Raw genomic sequence first — 21,010 nt, 5'->3', positions numbered from 1 at the left:
CCATGACAATCTGCCATGTTCTGATCTCATCGCATCCACTCAATCCAGTCGGCAGCAAAGAGATTGTCTTTCAGGCACACAAAGGAAAAAACTCCGCTCATGGGCAGCCCCGCCAGATCAAAGCGGGCCAGTTTGCCACACGCCAGTTCTTTGGATGCCGCCGGAGCATACAGGAATGAAACGCCCCATCCATCGGCCACCAGCGATTTGATGGTGGAAAAATCGCTGATGGTCGCCACATTCGGATAGCTTTTGAGGGTGCGATTTTCCCGCCGCAGCGCTTCTTCAAAGATGGCCCGGGTACCGGAACCGGGTTCCCGGATCAAAATCCGCTCCGATTCCAGTTCCGTCAGGGATATGGCCCTGCCTGCAAATCGATGCCCCGGCGGGCAGATGCCGAAAAACTCCTCTTTCCGATATAAAGTAGTTTCATACCGGCTACCATCAAAAAAGCCTTCCACCAGCACAAAGTCCAGCTTCCCCGCTTCCAGCATCCGGAGCAGAACCTGAGTGTTGTCCACAATCAAGGAAAAAGACGCTTCGGGATAATCCCGCAGAAAACGTTCCACCTTGGAAGCAACCACGAATTCTCCTATTGTTTTTGACGCTCCAATCCGCAGCGAAAGCGGCTTTGGCGCCATCATGGATTCCTCCACCTTCCGGCTGTTGTAGGCCAGAGAACGGGTATACTCCCGCAGTTTCACCCCGGCTTCCGTCAGACGAAGCACCTTGCCTTCATAGGAAAAGAGCCGGCACCCATAGTGATCCTCCAGATAATGGATGTGGTGGGTCACAGCGGGCTGTGTCAGACAAAGCCGCTCGGCCGCCCGGGTATAATTCATGGTTTCGCACAAGACAAGAAAGGTATTCCAGCGAGGATCCAGCATTGCACATCACCTATTACGTAGATTTATTAACATATGATAATTCTTCATTTTATTTTATCAACAAAGTGCGATATAATCAAGGCAGCTCAGGAAGGGATGCAGAGAAACCTCAAAAATCTTTTTCTGGCAGATGAGCAATGCCGGACCAGGCCTGCCGCGTCTGATCTTCCACATTTTCAAAACCAGGCATTGGCCCCGATTTTGCCGGGCCTGCCACAAACAGAAAGGAAACGGATCACTATGTATGACATTATCATTATCGGTGCAGGTCCTGCCGGTATCAGCGCCGGCATTTATGCAGTCAGCCGCGGCCAGCGCACACTGGTTCTGGAAAAAGCCCAGGTGGGCGGTATCATCGGAAAGGTTTCCACCGTTACTCATTACACGGCCATTCAGTCCCAGGAAACCGGCGCCACCTTTGCCGCCCGCATGAAGGAGCAGGCACTGAACGCCGGTGTTGAGATTGTTCAGGCTGCCGTGACCGGCGTAAAGCTGAGCGGGGATATCAAGACCGTGACCACTGATCAGGGCACTTACGAAGCCCGGCGGGTCATCCTGGCCAACGGCGGTACACCCCGCAAACTGGGCATTCCCGGTGAAATCGAACTGGCGGGCAAAGGAATGGGAATGAATGCCGCCCGGGACGGTGCTGCTTATAAAGGCAAAAATGTCTATGTGGTGGGCGGCGCCGATGGTGCCGTGAAAGAGGCATTGTATCTGGCTTCCTTTGCCAAGCATCTGACCATCATTCACTTCGAGGAGCAGCTGGGCTGTATCCCGGAGTTTCTCCAGAAGATCGCTGCCACCAACAACATTTCTCTGCGGCTGGCTTCCCGGCTTCATGCCGTTTATGGTCAGGATCAGGTGGAGCGTCTGGAAATTGCCAACGTGCACGACGGCAGCATCGAGAGCGTGGAAGATCCCGGCTGCGGAATCTTCGTTTACGCCGGTGTTGTGCCCAACACCGAACTCTACACGGAACTGACGCTGCAGGATGGCTACATTCCCACCAACGAGAAGATGGAAACCGCCATTCCCGGTGTCTATGCGGCCGGCGACATCCGCGTCAAGCAGGTCCGGCAGGTGGCTACCGCTGTATCCGATGGTGCAATTGCTGCCATCAATGCGGCGATGTGATTGCAGCAGAGTGCAAGGCACAATTTATTTCAGATTTTGAACTTTGCTATCCTTCTTTCTATATAATTTCTCCACATCACACCTGTAAAACTCCCGGGAACAATTCAATGTTCCCGGGAGTTTTACATTTCACGGTTTCGTCCCAAGGAAAAGCAACAGCCCCCTGATACAGGGAACCTGCGTCAGGGGGCTTACTGATGTTCGGTGAAAGGCAACAAGTGTTGATTTGCACGCTTATTGCGGCTTCCATTCGCGCAGATATTTGAAGGGAAACGGAAGCACCGTCCACGCACTGGCGCGCACAAAATCCACCTCCATCAGGGGCAGATACTCCGCAAACTGAGGTTGTCCGCCAGTGGCTGTGATCTTGCGGATGCAGCACGCACGCGCCAGCGATTGTTGCAATGACTGACCGCAAGGGCCGCTGTAATAGTATTGGGCATCGTCCTGTGTAAACAGGCGGATATCCAACGTCCCTGCAAAAAGTTGTTCCTTTGTTTTGTTCTGCTTCATTCCGCTGCCGAGCAGCACACCAGTGCGTGCGAAGATTTCCTCATTCACCCGCCGCCCCAATACCGTGCGAAGTCTAAGGCAACTGGACAGTTGTTTGCGTGTGGCTTGCGGAGCAAGCGCCAACAGATCGCTGTAAATGATCTCCAGTGCCTGCCGCTCTTTTTCCGGGGCATCAGAAAACATATTCTGCACAACCGCTGCCAGAGGCTCCACGCTCAACTGTTCGCCATTGGGGGTTCGAGCCAACAGTTCCTGCAGCAGAGTGATTTCCGGCAATGTGTACCGATCTGTTTTTCGGATCACATGGATATTATCGGGATCCTGATAGACCAGTCCCTCCACATGAGGATCTACTTTTCCGCGATCATCCTGAAACGCCCGGGCAATTTTTTCCTGCTCATCATCCTGCCAGAAGAGCTCTTCCTTCCACTGGCTGTATTCCAGAATGCCGTCGGAATATACCCGCAAGCGGCGGTATCGCTCCTTTTGTCTTTTACTCAGCGAATGCTCAGTACTTTTCCTTTTGCTTTTTGCTGTAAATCACGGTACCGATCATTCCGGCAGACGCCAGCAGCAGCACGCCAACCCAGACCACCAGATTGGCCGAGTCGCCGGTCTGAGGCCCATTTGCCGGTTTGGGTGCGGCAGTGGTGCTGTTCGCGCCGGAAGCATTCTGGGAAACGGATTCCTGAGACGAACTGCTGTCGTCGGTGGAAGGAGTTGCCGTCGGGCCCAGCTTCGGCAGCACCTCGGTTTTTGTTTCTCCGCAGATGCTGCACACATACTTGATGTAGCCGTCCTGATCGCCGGTCGCTTCCACACGCTCGGTTTCCACGAAGCGATGTGCCTCCTCGGAGGCTGCGTCGATCAGCTTGATGCGGCCCTGACCGTAGGGATTGCCGTACTGCGCCGCAGAGATCATACCCTTCAGATCATTCTGCAGGTAGCGGATCAGCAGATCCTGATCCTTTCCGCAATCCTCCTGTACCACTTCCGCACCCTTGAACATGGTGTAGCCATCACCACCGCTCTGCAGGGTATACGCGCTGCCTGCCAGCGTATAGAAAGCCGCCGGATCAATGGCTTTGCCGTTCACCTTCACATTCTGCACCCGGCGGGGCTTGGAGGCATCGATGCCGGTGTATACGCCCTGACTGTCGGTCAGAACCGGGCTTTCCTTCACATGGAGATTGATCTCATAGGTCAGACCGGCGGTGTGCATAAAGCCGCCATTTTCCGTCAGACCGGTGCCCTCCTCATTCAGCGGGGCATGGGCGCTCCATTCCAGCGCATCCAGAATCTGCTGACCGGTAACCTTCAGCACGCACATGGTATTGCCGAATGCGTTCACATCCATCAGATTTTTCCGGGTCACAATGCCCTTGTCCACATTTGCGCGAATTCCGCCGCCATTGGCAAAGGCAATGTCCGCGCCGGTGGTCACCTGATAGGCATCCGCCACAAAGTTGCCCAGGTTGGTTTCCCGGTTGCGGATAATCCGGTCGCCGGTGGTCGGATTCACGGTGGTCAGAGCCGCTTCCGTGGAGCCCAGCTCCTCGTAGGTGAACTCCTGCATTTCCTCATACTTATCGATGATTGCCTGAGTCTCCTCGTAGGCTGCCAGAGAAGAAGCGGTGGCGTCCACATCCACCTCCTCCGGCTTGAGAAGCTGGCTGGTAATGCTGCCATCCGCGTAGATGGTCATTTTGCCGAAGTTTTCAAACTTAGTGCCGGTGGAGGTGAGCAGAACGTCTTCCCCATTTTTGTTCTTGACCGCTTCGTCCGTAATGGTGCTGTGAGAATGTGCGTCAATGAACGCATCGATGCCCGTGGTATTGGCGATCACATCGGTGGAACGCCAGGGCTCCGAACCTGCGTCGGTTCCCAGGTGACCCACCGCGATGACCAGCTCTGCACCCTCTGCTCTGGCGGCGTTCACCGCATTCTGAATGGTCTCGTAAAACGCATCCTCGCAGAAGCTGTAGATGTAGTTTCCGTTTTCGTCCTGGAAATAGGCAGGTGTGGATTTTGTATAGGTCTCCGGGGTGGCAATTCCCAGGAAGGCCACCTTCTGACCCGCAACAGACACCATATCATATGCATCAAACACCGTATCGTCGGTCTTCAGATCCACGAAATTGGCGCTCAGATATTCATATTCCGGCATCACATCCGCTTCCGTCTGCCCGGAAAGCTGCTTGAATACATCCATGCCATAGTCGAACTCGTGGTTACCGGGCACCGCATAATCGTAGCCCACGGAATTCATCAGCTCCACAATGGCCGAGCCTTCGGTCAGAGTTCCGATCACCTCGCCCTGCACCGCGTCGCCCGCGTCGATGGTAATAGTGGAATAGCCCTCGTCCAGCATCTGCTGCCGGTAGGCTGCCAGGGCGGAATAATCCTCCATGGCACAGTGGACGTCGTTTGTGTACAGAATCACAGCATTGTTCGGAATGGGCTCGTAGTCCGGGCCCTCCGGCACATTACCAGCCGCGCTGCCTCCGAAGGAGTAGGCCGCAACGGTGCCGGAAACCTCACATGCTGCCAGCAGCATCGGCTTGCCGTTCAGGGAGAGGAAGCACAGTCCCTCCGGGGACACATCCTCCTTGATTGCCTCGCTGAAATCACGGGTATTGATATAGTTCACATAGCTGGCATTGGCCGGGTCGGTCACATCGTAGACCATAACACCGCCGATGCGCTCCAGTGCAATAAACGCATAGGTGCAGCTGCCGATCTGACCCACGGTAACGGATTCCGATTCCGGGCCCTTCTTCGCGCTGCGATCGTCAATATCCGTATTGTCGTTGGAGCAGTTGAACCAGCTGGGAAGATAGACGGCAGTCCTTGCCTCAAAATCATTCCCGCTCTCGTAGACCAGCTCCATGGTATCCGCATTATAAATGGCGAAGGAGCGGCCGCCGTAAAGGTATTCCTTGGCGGCATCCGGTACGGTGGTGCAGCCTTTGTCCAGCACACGCACCTTTTCCGCCTGGGAGCCATCGGAGGCGGTCAGGGTCGCCTTTGCCTCGTTGACATAGTCGCCCCATTCCCGTGCGTCGCCCTCGTTGGCCGTTACCAGATAGCTGGTGCCGTTTGCCGCAAAAACGCTGATGGCATCCGGCATGTAAACGCCCAACGCACCCGGATATGTTTTGGCTTCGTACTTTTTGTCCTCCACCAGATCGATGGCATTTTGCTCCAGGCTCAGATCCTTGAAGCCCATGCTCCTGACCGAGGTGATGGTCTTGCTGTTCAGATCCACCGTAGCAATGGCGTTTGCTTCCTGCAGGGAAACATATGCCTTGGCATCATCGGGGGAAACCGCGATATACTCCGGTTCCAGATCCGCTGCGGCGGTGTTCATCTGGCCGTTTACAACGCCTATGAGCACGCCGTTTGCGGCCAGCTCCGCTGCGTCGAAGGCTTCAAACCCGGCGGTGGTCACGGTATCCTCCACCAGATCCACAATGGAAACCGAGCCGGCGGGATCAACCGTGCCTTCCCCGTAGCCCTCCCGGGGCTCGCCTTCGTTGGCGGAAAGGATCATGCGGCCATTGTGGGTGAAGGTAACCATATCCGGCTGAACACCGGTTTCATAGGCCGCGATCATGTTGAAATCATAATCCAGCAGAACGATGCGGCCATTGTCCGCATAGCCTGCCGCCTGAAGCGCCACCGCAATGTGATCATTGACCGTATCCACGGCCACGCTGGTCATATCGCCATAGGCAAAGCCCTCCACCAGGCCCCGCATATCCTTGCCGTCCTTGATGGCCAGCCCGGTTTCCGAAACAGCCAGGCGGTACAAAAGTCCATCCTGACCATTGACCACATAGGCTTCACCGGTGTCCGCATTGTAGGAAACGATCTCTGCAACGCCGCCATCCTTATTTGCCGCTCCGATGGCCACACTGTTCAGCCGCTCCAGCGTGAGGGCTGCGTTTTCCTCAAAGCTGCCGGTGCGCAGGGGTTCGCCTTCCGGCTCGGACGGTGTTACGCTGCCGGTTTCCCCGCTGGAATTATGCGGGCCCTGCTCGGCGTCCACTGTATCCGCATAGCTGACCTCGCCGCCGTCAGTCTGATTGTTGTCTGTATCCGTGAACGCATTTCTGCGGACTGCCTTTTTCTTGGACTGGATATCGGAATACGCACCTTCATACACCGGAGGTACCTGTGCCTCTTCCGTATCATTCCCCTGAACAGCCAGAAGATCCACATATCCCTGCGGACGGTTCGTATCCGTAATGGCTCCGAAGAAGTTCTCGTCAAGGGTCACATCCTGGCTGAACAGCGCCACTGCCACACCCTTGTTGTGAAGGGCAACCTCCCATTCCTGGTCTCCGGCCGGAACCTGATAGTCTCCGGAAGGATCGGCAACCGCCGCACAGCGCACCAGATAATAGCCCTTTGCCGGAATCGTTCCGGTCAGGGAAAGCTCGTGCCAAGCAGTGTCTCCGCCGTCTGTACTGGAGCGGTACTGCAGCTCCCAGCCGGTCAGATCCACCGCCGCATCACAGGGATTGTACAGTTCAATAAAGCTGTGGCTGGCATAACCGTCATCGCTTCCGCCGTACACCTGATTGACCAGAACATGAGGGACCGTTACATCATATCCCCCATCCTGGTTATAAGGGATTCCGGCGGTTGTTCCTTCCTCGGCCGCAACCGTCAGCCCGCCGGGAAACATTGACGCAGCCATTGTGGCGGCCATGATTCCCGCCACCAGTCTACGCTTCCATGTGTCTCTCATAAAGCGCTCTCCTTTTCCTTCAAGCTAGAATTAGGATTTTGGATTCATCCACACCCTTTTCCTATGCTAACGGGTTTTGCACCCAGCTTCCGCCATGCTTTCGTTAATTTATCGTAAAATTCGCCGCACCTGTTTTTTCGGGTGTGCAAGAAAAGAAAGAAACTGTTTCCAATCACAACTGGACGGTTCTACTGCGTTTGCATATAATTTCAGTAATGGTTCGCATTTGCAGGCCAGCATCAAAATCACATTGAAATGGAGGTACACTTCTATGTCCCTGATTCAGAAAGAAATTGCCGATTTTACCGTCCAGTGTTACCAGGACAACGCCTTCCGCGCTGTGAGCAAGGCGGATGTGCTGGGCAAATGGAGCGTTTTCTTCTTCTATCCCGCTGACTTTACCTTTGTCTGCCCCACCGAGCTGGAGGATCTGGCGAATCTTTACGAGAAGTTCCAGGCGGTGGATTGCGAGATCTACGCGGTTTCCTGCGACACCCACTTTGTCCACAAGGCCTGGCACGATGCTTCCGAGCGCATTCAGAAGATCCGGTACCCCATGCTGGCAGATCCTACTCATTGCCTGGCAAAGGATTTTGAGGTATACATTGAGGCCGACGGTCTGGCGGAGCGCGGCAGCTTTATCGTGAATCCGGAAGGCAAAATTGTGGCCTATGAGGTAAACGCAGGCAACGTGGGCCGCAACGCCGATGAGCTGCTGCGCAAGGTTCAGGCCTGTCAGTTCGTGGCAAAGCACGGTGACGAGGTATGTCCCGCCAAGTGGGAGCCCGGCGCAGAGACTCTGAAGCCCAGCCTGGATCTGGTGGGCCAGCTGTAACGAGAAAACGGTTGCCAATCACACTCCTGACAAAGACCCATGGCCCTTTTCGGGCCATGGGCAAATGGGTTTCAGTATGAACAATTTCTACGATGTAATCGTTATCGGCGGCGGCCCGGCCGGGCTTACTGCCGCTCTTTATCTGGCACGGGCCCGTTACCGGGTGGTTGTGGTGGAAAAGGACCATTTCGGCGGGCAGATCACCATCACCTCCGAGGTGGTCAACTATCCCGGCGTGGAGCGCACCAGCGGCACCCAGCTTACCGAAACCATGCGCAAACAGGCGGAGCATTTCGGCGCAGAGTTTCTGCTGGCAGAGGTTACGGCGCTGGACATGACCGGTGAGATCAAAACCGTGCAGACCAGCCGGGGCCCCTTGCAGTGCTTCGGCGTACTGCTGGCCACCGGCGCGCATCCCCGCATGATCGGCTTCCCCGGAGAGGAACAGTTCTGGGGCCGGGGTGTGGCATACTGCGCCACCTGCGACGGTGAATTCTTTACCGGCAAGGATGTTTTTGTGGTGGGCGGTGGTTTTGCTGCTGCGGAGGAAAGCGTATTTCTCACCAAATATGCCCGCCATGTGACCATCCTGATCCGGGAGGAGGACTTCACCTGTGCGCAGGCTGTGGCGGATGCTGCCCGGAATCACGAAAAAATCAGCATCCTGACCAACACCGTGGTGGTGGAGCTTTCCGGCGATACCGCTCCCCGCCGCATCCGGATCCGTAACACGAAAACCGGACAGGAAACCGAGCACCGGGCGGCGGAGGGAGAAACCTTCGGCGTATTCGTCTTTGCTGGTTACTCCCCCTCCACCGATCTCGCCCGGGGTGTGGCAGAACTGGACGAGCAGGGCTACATCCTCACGGATCGCAGCCAGAAAACCTCGGCGGACGGGCTGTATGCCGCCGGAGATGTGTGCGTCAAGCCGCTGCGCCAGGTGGTCACTGCCGTGGGAGACGGCGCTCTGGCTGCCACTCAGCTGGAGCTGCTGTGCGCTGCCATGCAGGCCAAAACCGGGATTCGCCCCCAGCAGCCTGCAGCGCGCAGCACAGCCCCGGAATCTGTTTCCGGCAGCAGCGAACTCATCAGCGAGGAGATGGCTGCGCAGCTTCGCACCCTTTTTGACCGGATGTCCTCTTCCCTGATTCTTCGCCTTTTCCTGGATCAGACCCCCGCCTCCCGGGAACTGCACGGGTATATGGAGGAGCTGGCAAGCCATACAGATAAACTGACGGTGGAGCTGGCCGAGCCGTCCGGAGCAGAGCACCTGCCCTGTGTACAGGTCTGCCGCGAGGACGGCAGCTGGACTGGGCTTGCTTTCCACGGCGTGCCCGGCGGGCATGAGTTCACCTCCTTCGTTCTGGGCCTGTACAATGCTGCCGGGCCCGGCCAGAGCCTGGACCCGCAGACCGAAGCGGCCATTCAGGCCCTTCAAAAGCCTGTGAAGCTTCAGGTGCTGGTCTCCCTATCCTGCACCATGTGCCCGGAGCTGGTGACCGCTTCTCAGCGTCTGGCTGCGGCTCATTCTCAGGTGACGGCACAGGTATATGACCTGAACCATTTCCCCGATCTGCGGGAGAAATACCAGGTAATGAGCGTTCCCTGCCTGGTAGTCAACGACGGCGAACAAATTCTCTTTGGCAAAAAGAACCTTCCGCAGCTTCTGGAACTGCTGAACTCCTGAAAACAGTTTGCGCCGCACGGATATCCGTGCGGCGCAAGCTGCTTAGAATCCGTCATTTGAACAGATAAGAGGAGCCGCCATGTCAAAATTCGGAATCATAGAAGACACGCTATTTATTCCTCTGTTGGGCAGAATATACGCCAGTGAACGATACCCGCATATCCTGTACGATAAGAGTGCGCTGAACCTGAAGCTGCAGCTTCCCCTCACAGAACAACCCCATCAGAGCCAATATGCACTGCTTGCCTCCGCCTGCCGGGCAGCCAACATGGACCGTTTTGTCCGAAACTTTTTAACACGCAAACCGGACGGTGCAATCGTTCAACTGGGCTGCGGACTGGAAACAGCCTATTTCCGCTGCGACAACGGGCGGACCCTCTGGTATGCGTTGGATCTGCCCCATGTGATTGACTTCCGAAAAGAACTGCTTGGAGAGCCGGAACGGGAGCACCTTATCGCCGGAGATGCTTTTTCTGAAACATGGATTCATCGGATCCGCACAGAGCTGCCGCACACACCTTTGCTTGTAACCGCAGGCGGATTATTCCATTACTTTGAAGAAACTCAAATTCTGCGTCTGTTTCGGATGCTGGCTGCTTACGGAAATATTGAGCTTGTCTTCGACGCCGTAAGTAGCACCGGGCTTTTGATGATACAGAAAAAATACATGAAACAGGTCGGCCACTCCAATGTGCAGATGTTTTTTGCGGTGGATACCGCCCAGGAGTTGGCCATCAAAACCGGTTATCGACTTCAGGTCCTTACAGAAGAACCCTTCTATTGCCATATCCCCAGAACCGGGCTGAAATTATCCACACGGCTCAACATGAAGCTTTCTGACCGATTCTCCATGGTAAAAATGATACACCTACAGTTCTAAAGCTTTCCTCAATTGCATACAGAACAGCCCCCGAAGGAAAATCCTTCGGGGGCCGTTCTGCTCTATGGATTCAGTGCTGTGAGAAGAGAAATGGGGGAAGATAAATTTAGTTTTCCTTCACGGAAGGCAGGATGGTCTCCACCTCGGCATGGGGGCGGGGGATCACATGAACGGATACCAGCTCGCCCACGCGCTGAGCAGCGGCGGCACCGGCGTCGGTGGCAGCCTTCACGGCGCCCACGTCGCCGCGAACCATCACGGTAACCAGACCGCCGCCGATGAATTCCTTGCCGATCAGGGTGACGTTGGCAGCCTTTACCATGGCGTCGGCCGCTTCGATGGAACCTACCAGACCCTTAGTCTCGATCATACCCAGAGCATCGTACTTCATAATAATTTCCTCCTGAAAATTTTATAATGTTTGATTCAGCAAATGTTGTTTATACGATCCGAACAGACGACGCGGAGCCAAGGCCCAGTGCATTCGCCTCTTCGGTATCCACATGACATTCCAGCGCGGATTCGCTGGTCACACGGATCACTGTGTTTTTCAGCACGCCGCCCCGCAGGCCGTCCACCTGCAGATCCACCCACTGGCCGTCGTGCACGCCGAATTTCTCGGCGTCCTTCGGGTGCATGTGGATGTGGCGCTGGGCGATCATCACGCCCTTTTCGGTTTGCACCGAGCCCTTCGGGCCCACCAGTGTGACGCCCGGGGTGCCGTCCAGATCACCGGACAGGCGGATGGGGGCTTTCACGCCCAGCTTGAAGCAGTCGGCTGCCAGGATTTCCACCTGGGTCTGGCTGCGTACCGGGCCAAGGATGCGCACCTTTTCGATCACACCCTTGGGGCCGCAGACGGTGACCGTCTCCTTGCAGGCGTACTGGCCGGGCTGGGAAAGATCCTTCATCTTCTCCAGCGTGTGGCCGGGGCCGAACAGCCGGTCCAGGTCACTTTGGGAAAGGTGCACATGCCGGTTGGAAACACCCACCGGAATCTGCTTCTCTTCCCCGCCGGGAGCTGCCTGCTGCTTCACTGCTTCCATCAGCAGCGCCAGCAGTTCATCGCATTGACTCATTGGTTCGCCGCTCCTTTCCAAATCAGTGATTCATGGAAGCGATCAGGTTCCGGACCAGCTCTGCCAGATGGGCGTCATCGGTGAAGCCCTGAGAAGCGTTTTTCAGCTGCTCCGGAGTGTCGATGCTGGATTCCTGCACCGCTGCGCCGCAGCTGGGGCAGCCCTGCCGCCGCTCGAAGGAGGCCACGATGTCCGCGGGGCTGAAGTCCAGCGGACGCTGAGCGCAGCATTCCGCCGTGGGAGCTGCGGTGCGGCCCAGATCGGGGTGGCAGAAGGACTTGTCATCCTGCAGCAGGGTGGCGCAGTTCTTCAGACCGTAGGCCACCTTCTTCACGTTGATCAGGTTCAGGGGGCTCACGTTCTCGGATACCGAGCTGCCGCCACAGGTGCCGCAGCCCAGAGTGAAGGCCACGTTCAGGCCGGTGCTGATGCCGGTGCCGCCCATGCTGCCGCCGGTGTTCACCAGAATGCGAGAAGCAGGCTTCACCGCGAATTTGCGGACGATGTCCTCGTTCTGGGTGTGCAGGCTCATGGTATGGCCGATGCCGTTCTGCAGCAGCTGCATGCTCAGCTCGCAGGCCTGCTTCCAATCCTCCACGGTGTAGAAGGCCAGAACGGTGGTCAGCTTCTCGTAAGAGAGGGGGTAGCCCTCGCCCACGCCGTCCTGCTCGCCGATCAGCACCCGGGTGCCCATGGGAATGGAGATGCCCGCGGCCTGTGCGATCACGTCCGGGGTACGGCCCACGAACTTGGCGTTCATGGCGTGGCCGTTCTTGAACAGCAGGCGGCAGACCTTTTCGGTCTCCTCGCGGGTCATGAAGTAAGCGCCCTGGCGCTTCAGCTCATCCACCACCTGCTGACGGTTGCAGGTCTCGCAGATGATGGACTGCTCGGAAGCGCAGATGGTGCCGTTGTCGAAGGTCTTGCTGGCCATGATGGCATCCACAGCGGCCTTCACATCTGCCGAGCGCTCGATGTAGGCGGGAGAGTTGCCCGCGCCCACGCCGATGGCGGGCTTGCCTGCGCTGTAAGCGGCCTTTACCATGCCGGGGCCACCAGTGGCGATGATGAGTGCAACCTCCTTGCAGTGCATCAGCTCATTGGTGGCTGCCATGGTGGGCATGGACACACAGCCGATGATGCCTTCCGGAGCGCCCGCCTTGATGGCAGCTTCGCGCATGATCTCGGCGGCCTTCAGGGTGCATTTTGCAGCCGAGTGATGGGGCGAGAACACGATGGCGTTGCCCGCCTTGATGGCGATCATGGATTTGTAGATCACGGTGGAGGTGGGGTTGGTGGAGGGCACGATGCCCATGATCAGACCGGCCGGAGCCGCAACCTCCAGAATCTTCTTTTCCGGGTCCTCGGAGATGATGCCCACGGTCTTCATGTCCTTGATGTCCTCGTACAGCAGCACCGAGGCGGCGTGGTTTTTATAGGCCTTGTCCAGCGCTTTGCCAAAGCCGGTCTCCTCCACTGCCATCTTGCCCAGGCATGCGGCGTGCTCACGCGCTGCCTCCACCATGCTCTTCAGAATCCGGTCGATCTGCTCGCTGGTGTAGCCGGCCATCTGCTTTGCGGCGGCGGCACCCTTGCGGGCCAGATCTCTGGCCTCCTGGATGGAGCGCAGATCCAGATCAAACTGTTCCATTGTTTTATCCTTTCCCTGGTTCTTTGCCCAGTCGTTTTATTGCGCCGTTTGTTCCGCGGCCTGCCGGTCATACCAGCGTTCAAATTCCTTGAGCAGGCGGGAGCGGTTCGCCTTGGAGATTGCTCTGCCCGCAATTTCAAATTCCGGATAGCTTCTTGCCAGATAGCGGAGCTTTACCACCGAGCAGCTGCCCAGCAGCTCCATCAGGCGGGCGGTTCCCTCCTCCCGGAACAGTGCATCGCACCATTCCCGGCTGATCTGACCCACCGCCTGCTTTTGTGCGGGCTGTTCGGGCTGCTCCGGTTCCTGCTCCGGCTCCTGAGTCTGCTCAGGCTCCTGCGGCAGAGGTTCCTCGCCGCCCTCATCAGACGGCTCTTCCGGAATCTCTTTTGGTTTCGCCGCTTTTTCCTCCGGCGGGCGGAAGAGCAGCTCCACGTCCTGCTGGGGGCGGGCGATCACATGCTGTGTGACCAGAAGCCCGTCGCCCAGCCGTTCAGCGGCGGCAGCGCCCGCGTCCACGGCGGCCTTGACCGCCGCCACGTCGCCGGTGACCGAGATGGTCACCAGTCCGCCGCCCACCTTGGTACGGTCCAGAAGGGTCACATCCGCCGCCTTGAGCATGGCGTCCGCCGCTTCAATGGAGGCCAGCAGCCCTCTGGTTTCGATCATTCCCAGTGCCTGCATGCGCGCCCCTCCTTACAGAAGGTCCGCCCAGTTCGCCGGGTAGGTGGCGTAGAACACCCGGGCCTTGTCCGGCGAGCCCCAGGTTACCTTGGAGCCGGAGGGAACGAACAGCACGTCGCCCGCATGGGCGGTGTAGGTGGTGCCGTCGATGGTCACCGTGAGGGTGCCCTCGATCACATAGTCGATCTCCTCGTAGGTGAGCTCCCAGTCAAAGCTGGAGTTCTCGATCACCAGAAAGCCCGCGCTGATGTGGGACTCGTCCTTATTCACCAGCTCCTGGAAATAGGCAGTTGCATTGGGGTTGCCGGTGTCAAACACATCCATCTTCACGGTGTTGCCGCGAACGACCTTCAGGCCGTTGGAATGGCGCTGCTCCTGGAAGGGTTTTGTATTCAGTAAACCTTCCAGCATGCCCTTTTCCATGAGCACCTTCAGCACCTGATAGATTTTCTCGCTGTCCAGCTCGGGGCCGCAGCAGGCCGGAGCCGGAGCGCATTCCGGTTCCTTGTCCGCGAATGTGACGCCCAGTGCCTCGGCAGCATCCCGGGCCGAGGGGGTCACGATGGCCCCCGGCGTTACCACGCAAACGGTCTTGCCCGCCTGCTTCAGCGCTTCCACATCCGCCGCGCAAATCAGCTGCTTCATAGTTTCACGTCCTCTCTTGACCGCGCTTTCGGTCATTCCTCAAAGTCGCAGTCCTCGTCGATAATTCCGACCACCGCCGCGTCGGCGGGGATCTCGTCGTCGCCCAGCATCCGCCGGGCGGAGGAACCGGTGGCCACGATCACCCGGTCGCCGATTCCGGCGCCGATGGTGTCGATGACCACCATCCGCTCCCCGGCTCGTGTGCCGCCGATTACCTGAGCAAGGAGGAGCTTGTAGCCGTTCAGGCCATCCGCCTTGCGGGTGGCCCAGATGTTTCCGGTGAGTCTTGCGGTTACCATTCCATCTGCCCCTCCTTTTCTCTTCGTTTGATTTCCTCCAGCGCCGCTTCCACCGAAGCGGTGTCGCCGAAGATTGCAAGTAAAATCATATTCTGCGGGCAGCTGCCGCGGATGTCCTCCACGGTCACGCCCACCGCCTTTTCGGCCACATCGGCGGCGCAGACCATCTCGATCAGCCGCCCCTGTACCAGGCCGATGGCATCCACCTGCTCCAGCTTATTCGCCTGCCCCGAGCCCTTGCGGCGGGAGAGGATCTCCAGCGTGCCCGGGCTGGGGGATTTGATGATTCGACACTCCATGGCGCTCACTCCATTTCCTGATCGGTGCAGCTCATGGCGATTCCCAGCGGGGTGACGAACATGGGGTTGCGGGGCTTGTAGGTGGGAATGCCGGTTTTCTTTTCGATGATGGACTCGATGCCGGTGAGGCAGCAGGTGCCGCCCACCAGATACAGGCCCTGAACGTCGTAGCCTTCCACCTGACGGCTGATGATGGCTGCCACCTTCTCGATCACCGGCTTCAGTACCGGCAGGATCTCGCTGTGGTGCTCCGGCTGGCGCTTGTATTTTTCCGCGTCGCCGAATTCCATCTTGTAGGCACCCGCCAGCACCAGCGAAAAGTGGGTGCCGCCGGTGGCCTCGTCGTCCACCCGGATCACCTTGCCGTCCTTCAGGATGGAGATGCCGGTGGTGCCGCCGCCGATGTCCACCACGGCGCCGTTTTTGATCTTCAGCACCTGGTTTGCGGCGGTGGGCTCGTCCAGCAGGGCGGTGATTTCAAAGCCTGCGCCCTGCACCACGTTCTTGATGGCGCCGCCGTCCAGACTGTCGGTGCCGGGAGGGATGGCGGCTGCGGCGTAGATGAGCTCGGTGCCCAGCTTTTCCTCCAGCTCCTCCTTCATCTCCCGCACCAGCCGGATGGCTCCGATGTAGTCCACCACCATGCCGTCCCGAACAACATCTGCATACCGGTATGCGCCTGCCACCGGCCGGCGGTTTTCATCCAGAACCGCCAGCACCACGCAGGCGGTTCCCAGATCCACGCCGGTATAGTAAACGGAAGAGGGCGTTTTCACCGGCTTTTTGATCACCTGTTCAAATTCTTTGACCAGGCGGTCGCATTCTGCAAATGTTACTTCTTCTGGCATACGGTTCCTCCAAATGAATGGCAGATCATCTGAGACAATCGGTTAATAATGCAATGGGCCGGCAGCTTCTTTTCCTCCGGCAGGTGAGCTTCCAGACGGCGCAGGCCGCAGCGAAGCAGATGCAGTCTGACCAGCGTTTTTCCGCCGGGGGTCTGGGCGTGGAAGCCGGTGACTTCAAAGCAGTCCTCCATCCACTGGCCGCAGTTTTCCGGGCCGATGCCGGTGCACCGGGGGCAGAGGGCCAGCCACTCGGCCTGCTCGACCGGTTCTTCCCCAGCCAGCCGGGCCAGCCTGCGTTCCAGATCAAAGACCTGGCCCGCTGCAAGCACGTCCCGGTCCATCAGGTCCAGACCCGCCTGCAAAAATTCCGCCTGTAATTCTTTCAGATCCAGCTGCCAGTCCGCTTTGGGCGCATCGCTGTTTTCTGCGCTTTGGATGGCGGGCTGTTCCATGGTGGGAGCGGCCGGCTTTTTGGGACCGTCCGCTTCCAGTCGGATGCCCCGGTCGGTCAGAAACTGCCGGGCTCCGGGGGTAAGGCGGGTGCCCGGTTCCGGTGTGTAACTGGTAAAGAGTTCCGCGCGGTAGCGGCTGCGCAGATCCTGCTCGGTGATGAATTTCATACCGGGCCCCCTTTACAGAGCTCCCTGTAAAGGCCTTCCAGTTCACAGGGTTCCGGTACCCGGGGATTGGTCTCGGTGCAGCCGTCCTGCATGGCCTTCTGGGCCATGACCGGCACCTGCTCCAGAAACGCTTCCTTTTCCACCCGGCAATCGGTCACATAGAAGGGCTCGTTGATCCGCTTCATCAGGTTCCGGATCTGCCGGATCAGGTTGTGTACCGCCGCTTTGGGGGTCGCGCCGCCGATGCCCAGCATCGCCTGACCCAACAGAAAACGGACGCCGACGCACAGCTGCAGCAGAAGATCGACCAGCTGCGTGCCTCGGGCAGCGAGCAGAAAAGCGCAGAGCAGGAAGCTCTGGAAACGGAAAAGCAGACGCTGAAAAACCAGCTGAACGGGCACCGCCAGACCGAGCAGACCGCCCGGCAGGAGGCCGAGGAACTGCTGGACAAACAGCAGCAGCGTGCCCAGGTGATTGCGGACTGCGACAGCCGACTCAGCCAGCTGGAGGAACAGCGGGCCCAGCTGCAGCAGGAGCTGGACGGACTGATCGCGCAGGGCGCTCCCGAGGAGCAGCTTCAGGAAGCCCGCCGCAAGCTTGCCCAGAACGAGGTGGACACCGCCGACGTACAGCGCACCCGCGATGAAGCGGCCACCGCCGATTATGAGGGCCAGGCTGCGGAAAAGCAGCGGCAGGCCGACGAAGCCAAAAGCGCCGGTGATCAGGTGCAAAGCCAGCTGGATCAGGCGGAACAAAAGCTGCGGGAAAGCGACGAAGCCCGGCAGGCCTTGCGGCAGAAGGAGGATCGGCAGATCGAAACACTTCGGCAGCAGGCCGCGGCGGATCAGACCACTCTGGAAAGCCAGCGCAAAGCCGCCGAGCTGGAACGGGACAAGGCACAGAAAAGCTATGACGAGTTGTTGCAGCTGTGCAACGATCCCACACTGCGGGCGGATCGGCCGGGAATCGTGACCGCATTGGGCGGAACCGGCGGCACAGCAGCCGACCCGGCCACACCCTTGGCAAAGATCGGTGACGAGACACAGCGCAGCCTTGTTCTGCAGATCGATCCGGTGGATGTGGGTCAGGTGCAGCCGGGCCAGGCACTTACCTTCTATGTGGATGCTTACCCGGAAGCCACTTTTTCCGGCACCGTTCAGTCGGTTTCCAAGATTCAGAATGACGCAGGAAAGTTCGAGGTGTCCGCATCCTTCGAGCCGGGCGAACAGCCCTTGTACGACGGCATGGGTGCAAACGCTACGCTCATCATCAAAGAGAAAACGGATGTGCTTGCCGTTTCCAACAAAGCCATCCAGTTCGATGCAGGCGAAAGCTACGTGTTCCTGGCGAGCGAAGACAACACCCTACGCCGCCAGCCGGTGACCACCGGCTTTTCCAACGGCCGCCTTACCGAAATCCAGAGCGGATTGGAGGACGGCGACGTGGTTCTGGTGGAGGAAGTGTATGCGGATCAGTGAGCTGCTCCGACTGGTGCGGACGAACGCTCTGCAAAATAAGGGCCGCGTTCTGCTCACCAGTCTGGGCATTATCGTGGGCACCGCCACCATCGTTCTGGTGACCGCCATTGGTCAGGGTGCGAAGGATGAGGCGGAAGCCCAGTATTCCGGCATGTCTGCTGATACGATCTTTGTGAATCTGGACTACCAGCAGATGCATGGACACCGCCGACCGGGGCAGCTATTCGCTGGACGGAGAAGACGTGTTCCACCTTGATGCACGGCAGCTGGCCGCGCTGCGCAACCGGAAAATCGGTTTCATCTTTCAGCGCTATCACCTTCTGGCCCAGTACGACGTGCTGCAAAATGTGATGATGCCGCTGCTGCTGCGGGGCTTTTCCCATCAGCAGGCAGCCCCGCTGGCCGTGGAAAGTCTGACCGCCATGGGGCTTGGGGATCGGCTTCGGCACCGGCCCAATCAGCTTTCCGGCGGCCAGCAGCAGCGGGTAGCCATTGCCCGTGCACTGGTGGGTAAGCCCGCCCTCCTTCTGGCCGACGAACCCACCGGCGCACTGGACACCCGCACCGGGCAGGAGATTCTGGAACTGTTCCGCCAGCTGAACCGGCAGGGGCACACCATCATCCAGATCACCCATGACCTGACGGTAGCCTCCGCTGCAAGCCGTATCCTGCATCTGCGGGACGGCGTGCTCACCGACCAATGAACTTACTGGCGCAGCCTTCCGTTGATTTTCTCTTGACGAAATCGGGAAAATATGGTAATCAAGAGAAAAAGGGAAACTTCTTCCCATAATCTTTTCACACATTGGAGGTTCTGGTCATGATCGATTTTAAAAACCCCACCGCTTACAAGCTCGCCGCTGCCGATCCTTCTGCCTATCTGGCAATGCTGCAGCCCATGATGATCCCGGATGAAGAGATCATTCAGGCCTACAAAACGGTGCGGGATGCCATTGTGTTCACCAACCGCCGCATTTTTGCCATTAACCTTCAGGGGCTGACCGGAAAGAAGAAGGACATCTCTTCCCTGCCCTACAGCAAGATTCAGGCCTTCTCGGTGGAAACCGCCGGTGTGCTGGATATCGACAGTGAGCTGGAGCTCTGGTTCAGCGGTCTGGGCAAGATTCGATTTGAGTTTGCCGCCAGAACCGATGTGGGCGCGCTGTGCCGCTGCATCAGCACCTACACGCTGAAATAAGCCTCTTTGACGCATATTCTCGTCGTTTTCGGCGCAGAAAAAAGCAGGGGTGCTTCCCGGTTTGGGAAGCACCCCTGTTCTTTTTGTTTTGCTGCGCAAAAGGCGAATTACTCCTGCGCCTCGTTGAAGGCTTTGAAAGCCTTGTAAGCCATATAGATATCCACCTTGGAGGCCAGCTCGAAGGGAGAGTGCATGCTCAGCACCGGCACGCCCACGTCCAGGGTGTCGATGTCATGGGCTGCCACGTACTTGGCAACAGTGCCGCCGCCGCCCTGGTCAACCTTGCCCATCTCACCCAGCTGCCACACCACGCCGGCATCGTCAAAAATGCGGGTGAAATAGCTCACCAGCTCGGCGCTGGCGTCGTTGGCGCCGCCCTTGCCGCGGGAACCGGTGTACTTGGCCAGAGCCACACCCTTACCAGCGTATGTACTGTTCTGGGGCTCGAAGGCGCTGGAGAAGGTGGGATCGTAAGCCGCGGTCACATCGGCAGACAGGCACTTGGAAGCCTTGAAGCAGGTGATGCTGTCCACGCCATGGGCAGCGCACAGCTGCTGCATGAAGTGGAACACATACATGCTGGCCAGGCCGGTGGGGCCGTCGGAACCGATCTCTTCCTTATCAGTCAGGACACAGACAGTAGTGAAGGCAGGATTCTTGGTCTCGATCTCCGCCACCAGCGCCGGATAAGCATCGATGCGGTCATCCTGACCGTAAGCGCCAACCAGACCGCGGTCAAAGCCCACATCCACAGCCTTCTGGGCGGGCACAGCCTCGATCTCGGCACGGTTGAAGTCCCGCTCGGTGATGCCGTACATCTCGTTCAGCAGCTTCATGGTGAGCAGCTTGACCCGGTCCTTCACTTCCTCGTCCTCGTAAGGCAGAGAGCCGACCACGATGTTCAGCTCCTCACCGGTGATGCCCTCGCTCAGCTTGCGGGCGTTCTGCTCTGCGCCCAGATGGGGCAGCAGGTCTGTGATGCAGAAAACGGGATCGCCGGGCTTCTCGCCGATGTTGATCTCCACCTTCTCGCCATTCTTCTTGAACACCACACCGTGCAGCGCCAGAGGCAGGGTGGGCCACTGGTACTTGCGAATACCGCCGTAGTAGTGGGTCTGCAGCAGGGCCAGGTCGGCGCTCTGGTACAGGGGGTTGGGCTTCAGGTCCAGACGGGGTGCATCCACATGGGCAATGTTCAGGTGCATACCCTCGGCCATGCTCTTGGTACCGATGGTGGCAGCCAGGATGCTCTTGGCACGGTTCACAGTGTAGATCTTGTCGCCGGGCTGGTAGGCCACGCCGGGCTCAAAGGGCTTGTAGCCCGCTTCCACCAGCATCTTCTCTGCATAGCTGGTGCACTCGCGCTCGGTCTTGCCCTCGTCCAGGAAGGTCTTGTAGCCCTCGCAGAAGGCATTCGCCTTTTCAAAGGCGTCGGCTGCACTGTCCGCCGCCAGAGGCGCTTCGTAGAACAGCTCGTCGGCCAGCAGCTGGCCCTTGGTCTTTTCCTTGTTCAT

At 58.3% G+C, this 21,010-nt stretch carries 22 protein-coding genes and 1 pseudogene; 8 read left to right on the top strand and 15 right to left on the bottom strand.

Translation table 11 applies throughout. From position 1 onward, the window contains the following. Positions 1–26: 26 nt before the first annotated feature. Both PH256_RS01425 and PH256_RS01420 read right to left on the bottom strand, forming a co-directional pair. Positions 27–656 (bottom strand): LysR substrate-binding domain-containing protein, encoded by a 630-nt coding sequence (locus PH256_RS01425; RefSeq protein ID WP_270912721.1) that lies wholly within the window; start codon positions 654–656, stop codon positions 27–29. Between the two features lie 60 nt (positions 657–716). After that, positions 717–887: pseudogene (locus tag PH256_RS01420) on the bottom strand (helix-turn-helix domain-containing protein); the annotation flags it as partial. A gap of 240 nt (positions 888–1,127) precedes the next feature. Between PH256_RS01420 and PH256_RS01415 the strand changes: the two are divergent. Continuing rightward, positions 1,128–2,024 (top strand): NAD(P)/FAD-dependent oxidoreductase, encoded by an 897-nt coding sequence (locus tag PH256_RS01415; protein WP_270912682.1) that lies wholly within the window; start codon positions 1,128–1,130, stop codon positions 2,022–2,024. Positions 2,025–2,258: 234 nt separating this feature from the next. Here PH256_RS01415 and PH256_RS01410 read toward each other — a convergent pair whose 3' ends face one another. Both PH256_RS01410 and PH256_RS01405 read right to left on the bottom strand, forming a co-directional pair. After that, entirely contained in the window at positions 2,259–3,005 is a 747-nt protein-coding gene (locus PH256_RS01410; protein WP_087184349.1) for a hypothetical protein, read from the bottom strand. 40 nt (positions 3,006–3,045) lie between these two features. Beyond that, complete coding sequence (locus PH256_RS01405; protein WP_270912681.1) at positions 3,046–7,293, bottom strand: choice-of-anchor I family protein; 4,248 nt, start codon at positions 7,291–7,293, stop codon at positions 3,046–3,048. Between the two features lie 271 nt (positions 7,294–7,564). Between PH256_RS01405 and ahpC the strand changes: the two genes are divergently transcribed. The 3 genes from ahpC to PH256_RS01390 all read left to right on the top strand — a co-directional run bounded on the left by ahpC (position 7,565) and on the right by PH256_RS01390 (position 10,695). Further along, positions 7,565–8,128 (top strand): alkyl hydroperoxide reductase subunit C, encoded by a 564-nt coding sequence (gene ahpC, locus PH256_RS01400; RefSeq protein ID WP_270912680.1) that lies wholly within the window; start codon positions 7,565–7,567, stop codon positions 8,126–8,128. Positions 8,129–8,204: 76 nt separating this feature from the next. Beyond that, positions 8,205–9,815, top strand: a complete 1,611-nt coding sequence (locus PH256_RS01395) for an FAD-dependent oxidoreductase (RefSeq protein WP_270912679.1) — start codon at positions 8,205–8,207, stop codon at positions 9,813–9,815. Between the two features lie 79 nt (positions 9,816–9,894). After that, complete coding sequence (locus PH256_RS01390) at positions 9,895–10,695, top strand: class I SAM-dependent methyltransferase (RefSeq protein ID WP_270912678.1); 801 nt, start codon at positions 9,895–9,897, stop codon at positions 10,693–10,695. Between the two features lie 106 nt (positions 10,696–10,801). Here the strand turns inward: PH256_RS01390 and eutM are convergent, their stop codons facing one another. Genes eutM through PH256_RS01340 form a run of 10 tightly spaced genes read right to left on the bottom strand, consistent with a single transcriptional unit; the run spans position 10,802 to position 17,074 of the window. Beyond that, positions 10,802–11,086 (bottom strand): ethanolamine utilization microcompartment protein EutM, encoded by a 285-nt coding sequence (gene eutM / locus PH256_RS01385; RefSeq protein WP_058965090.1) that lies wholly within the window; start codon positions 11,084–11,086, stop codon positions 10,802–10,804. A gap of 49 nt (positions 11,087–11,135) precedes the next feature. Beyond that, entirely contained in the window at positions 11,136–11,774 is a 639-nt protein-coding gene (locus PH256_RS01380) for a phosphate propanoyltransferase (protein ID WP_270912677.1), read from the bottom strand. Between the two features lie 22 nt (positions 11,775–11,796). Then, on the bottom strand, positions 11,797–13,425 hold the full coding sequence (locus PH256_RS01375) for an acetaldehyde dehydrogenase (acetylating) (RefSeq protein WP_270912675.1): 1,629 nt from the start codon (positions 13,423–13,425) through the stop codon (positions 11,797–11,799). A gap of 36 nt (positions 13,426–13,461) precedes the next feature. Further along, positions 13,462–14,109, bottom strand: a complete 648-nt coding sequence (locus tag PH256_RS01370; protein ID WP_270912674.1) for a BMC domain-containing protein — start codon at positions 14,107–14,109, stop codon at positions 13,462–13,464. 12 nt (positions 14,110–14,121) lie between these two features. After that, complete coding sequence (locus PH256_RS01365; RefSeq protein WP_058965094.1) at positions 14,122–14,754, bottom strand: cupin domain-containing protein; 633 nt, start codon at positions 14,752–14,754, stop codon at positions 14,122–14,124. Between the two features lie 32 nt (positions 14,755–14,786). Next, positions 14,787–15,053 carry a EutN/CcmL family microcompartment protein gene (locus PH256_RS01360; protein WP_058965095.1) on the bottom strand — a complete coding sequence of 89 codons (267 nt, stop codon included), beginning with the start codon at positions 15,051–15,053 and terminating at the stop codon, positions 14,787–14,789. Continuing rightward, on the bottom strand, positions 15,047–15,352 hold the full coding sequence (locus PH256_RS01355) for a BMC domain-containing protein (protein WP_058965096.1): 306 nt from the start codon (positions 15,350–15,352) through the stop codon (positions 15,047–15,049). Before PH256_RS01355 ends, PH256_RS01360 begins: the two co-directional genes overlap by 7 nt. 5 nt (positions 15,353–15,357) lie before the next feature. After that, positions 15,358–16,200, bottom strand: a complete 843-nt coding sequence (eutJ, locus tag PH256_RS01350; protein WP_058965097.1) for an ethanolamine utilization protein EutJ — start codon at positions 16,198–16,200, stop codon at positions 15,358–15,360. Then, on the bottom strand, positions 16,185–16,820 hold the full coding sequence (locus PH256_RS01345) for a hypothetical protein (RefSeq protein WP_270912673.1): 636 nt from the start codon (positions 16,818–16,820) through the stop codon (positions 16,185–16,187). The genes eutJ and PH256_RS01345 overlap by 16 nt, the downstream gene beginning before the upstream one ends. Continuing rightward, a complete protein-coding gene (locus PH256_RS01340; RefSeq protein WP_270912672.1) occupies positions 16,817–17,074 on the bottom strand; it encodes a hypothetical protein in 258 nt (85 codons plus the stop codon). The genes PH256_RS01345 and PH256_RS01340 overlap by 4 nt, the downstream gene beginning before the upstream one ends. On the opposite strand from PH256_RS01340, the gene PH256_RS01335 reads away from it, so the two are divergent. The 4 genes from PH256_RS01335 (at position 17,033) to PH256_RS01320 (ending at position 19,496) form a co-directional block, all read left to right on the top strand. Next, on the top strand, positions 17,033–18,298 hold the full coding sequence (locus PH256_RS01335; RefSeq protein WP_270912671.1) for an efflux RND transporter periplasmic adaptor subunit: 1,266 nt from the start codon (positions 17,033–17,035) through the stop codon (positions 18,296–18,298). The two genes, PH256_RS01340 and PH256_RS01335, sit on opposite strands and share 42 nt — an antisense overlap. Continuing rightward, the gene (locus PH256_RS01330; RefSeq protein WP_270912670.1) at positions 18,285–18,554 is read left to right on the top strand and encodes an ABC transporter permease; all 270 of its coding nucleotides are present in this window, start codon (positions 18,285–18,287) and stop codon (positions 18,552–18,554) included. The genes PH256_RS01335 and PH256_RS01330 overlap by 14 nt, the downstream gene beginning before the upstream one ends. Continuing rightward, positions 18,496–19,002, top strand: coding sequence for an ABC transporter ATP-binding protein (locus tag PH256_RS01325; RefSeq protein WP_270912669.1), 507 nt, complete (start codon positions 18,496–18,498; stop codon positions 19,000–19,002). The genes PH256_RS01330 and PH256_RS01325 overlap by 59 nt, the downstream gene beginning before the upstream one ends. 116 nt (positions 19,003–19,118) lie before the next feature. Continuing rightward, on the top strand, positions 19,119–19,496 hold the full coding sequence (locus PH256_RS01320; RefSeq protein WP_058965120.1) for a PH domain-containing protein: 378 nt from the start codon (positions 19,119–19,121) through the stop codon (positions 19,494–19,496). A 107-nt stretch (positions 19,497–19,603) separates the two neighbouring features. On the opposite strand, the gene PH256_RS01315 is transcribed toward PH256_RS01320, so the two are convergent. Further along, complete coding sequence (locus PH256_RS01315; RefSeq protein WP_270912668.1) at positions 19,604–21,010, bottom strand: aminopeptidase; 1,407 nt, start codon at positions 21,008–21,010, stop codon at positions 19,604–19,606.

The organism is Allofournierella sp. CML151, assembly GCF_027853465.1.
Lineage (GTDB): Bacteria > Bacillota > Clostridia > Oscillospirales > Ruminococcaceae > Allofournierella.
This window is presented reverse-complemented; position numbering and strand designations above follow the sequence as displayed.

Bases quoted from the DNA above. Each gene is read 5' to 3' on its own strand.
- PH256_RS01405 (WP_270912681.1), bottom strand. From the start codon at position 7,293: ATGAGAGACACATGGAAGCGTAGACTGGTGGCGGGAATCATGGCCGCC.
- PH256_RS01320 (WP_058965120.1), top strand. From the start codon at position 19,119: ATGATCGATTTTAAAAACCCCACCGCTTACAAGCTCGCCGCTGCCGAT.
- PH256_RS01330 (WP_270912670.1), top strand. From the start codon at position 18,285: ATGCGGATCAGTGAGCTGCTCCGACTGGTGCGGACGAACGCTCTGCAA.
- PH256_RS01355 (WP_058965096.1), bottom strand. From the start codon at position 15,352: ATGGAGTGTCGAATCATCAAATCCCCCAGCCCGGGCACGCTGGAGATC.
- PH256_RS01380 (WP_270912677.1), bottom strand. From the start codon at position 11,774: ATGAGTCAATGCGATGAACTGCTGGCGCTGCTGATGGAAGCAGTGAAG.
- PH256_RS01415 (WP_270912682.1), top strand. From the start codon at position 1,128: ATGTATGACATTATCATTATCGGTGCAGGTCCTGCCGGTATCAGCGCC.
- PH256_RS01390 (WP_270912678.1), top strand. From the start codon at position 9,895: ATGTCAAAATTCGGAATCATAGAAGACACGCTATTTATTCCTCTGTTG.
- PH256_RS01340 (WP_270912672.1), bottom strand. From the start codon at position 17,074: ATGCTGGGCATCGGCGGCGCGACCCCCAAAGCGGCGGTACACAACCTG.
- eutJ (WP_058965097.1), bottom strand. From the start codon at position 16,200: ATGCCAGAAGAAGTAACATTTGCAGAATGCGACCGCCTGGTCAAAGAA.
- ahpC (WP_270912680.1), top strand. From the start codon at position 7,565: ATGTCCCTGATTCAGAAAGAAATTGCCGATTTTACCGTCCAGTGTTAC.
- PH256_RS01370 (WP_270912674.1), bottom strand. From the start codon at position 14,109: ATGCAGGCACTGGGAATGATCGAAACCAGAGGGCTGCTGGCCTCCATT.
- PH256_RS01365 (WP_058965094.1), bottom strand. From the start codon at position 14,754: ATGAAGCAGCTGATTTGCGCGGCGGATGTGGAAGCGCTGAAGCAGGCG.
- PH256_RS01325 (WP_270912669.1), top strand. From the start codon at position 18,496: ATGGACACCGCCGACCGGGGCAGCTATTCGCTGGACGGAGAAGACGTG.
- PH256_RS01345 (WP_270912673.1), bottom strand. From the start codon at position 16,820: ATGAAATTCATCACCGAGCAGGATCTGCGCAGCCGCTACCGCGCGGAA.
- PH256_RS01360 (WP_058965095.1), bottom strand. From the start codon at position 15,053: ATGGTAACCGCAAGACTCACCGGAAACATCTGGGCCACCCGCAAGGCG.
- PH256_RS01375 (WP_270912675.1), bottom strand. From the start codon at position 13,425: ATGGAACAGTTTGATCTGGATCTGCGCTCCATCCAGGAGGCCAGAGAT.
- PH256_RS01315 (WP_270912668.1), bottom strand. From the start codon at position 21,010: ATGAACAAGGAAAAGACCAAGGGCCAGCTGCTGGCCGACGAGCTGTTC.
- eutM (WP_058965090.1), bottom strand. From the start codon at position 11,086: ATGAAGTACGATGCTCTGGGTATGATCGAGACTAAGGGTCTGGTAGGT.
- PH256_RS01395 (WP_270912679.1), top strand. From the start codon at position 8,205: ATGAACAATTTCTACGATGTAATCGTTATCGGCGGCGGCCCGGCCGGG.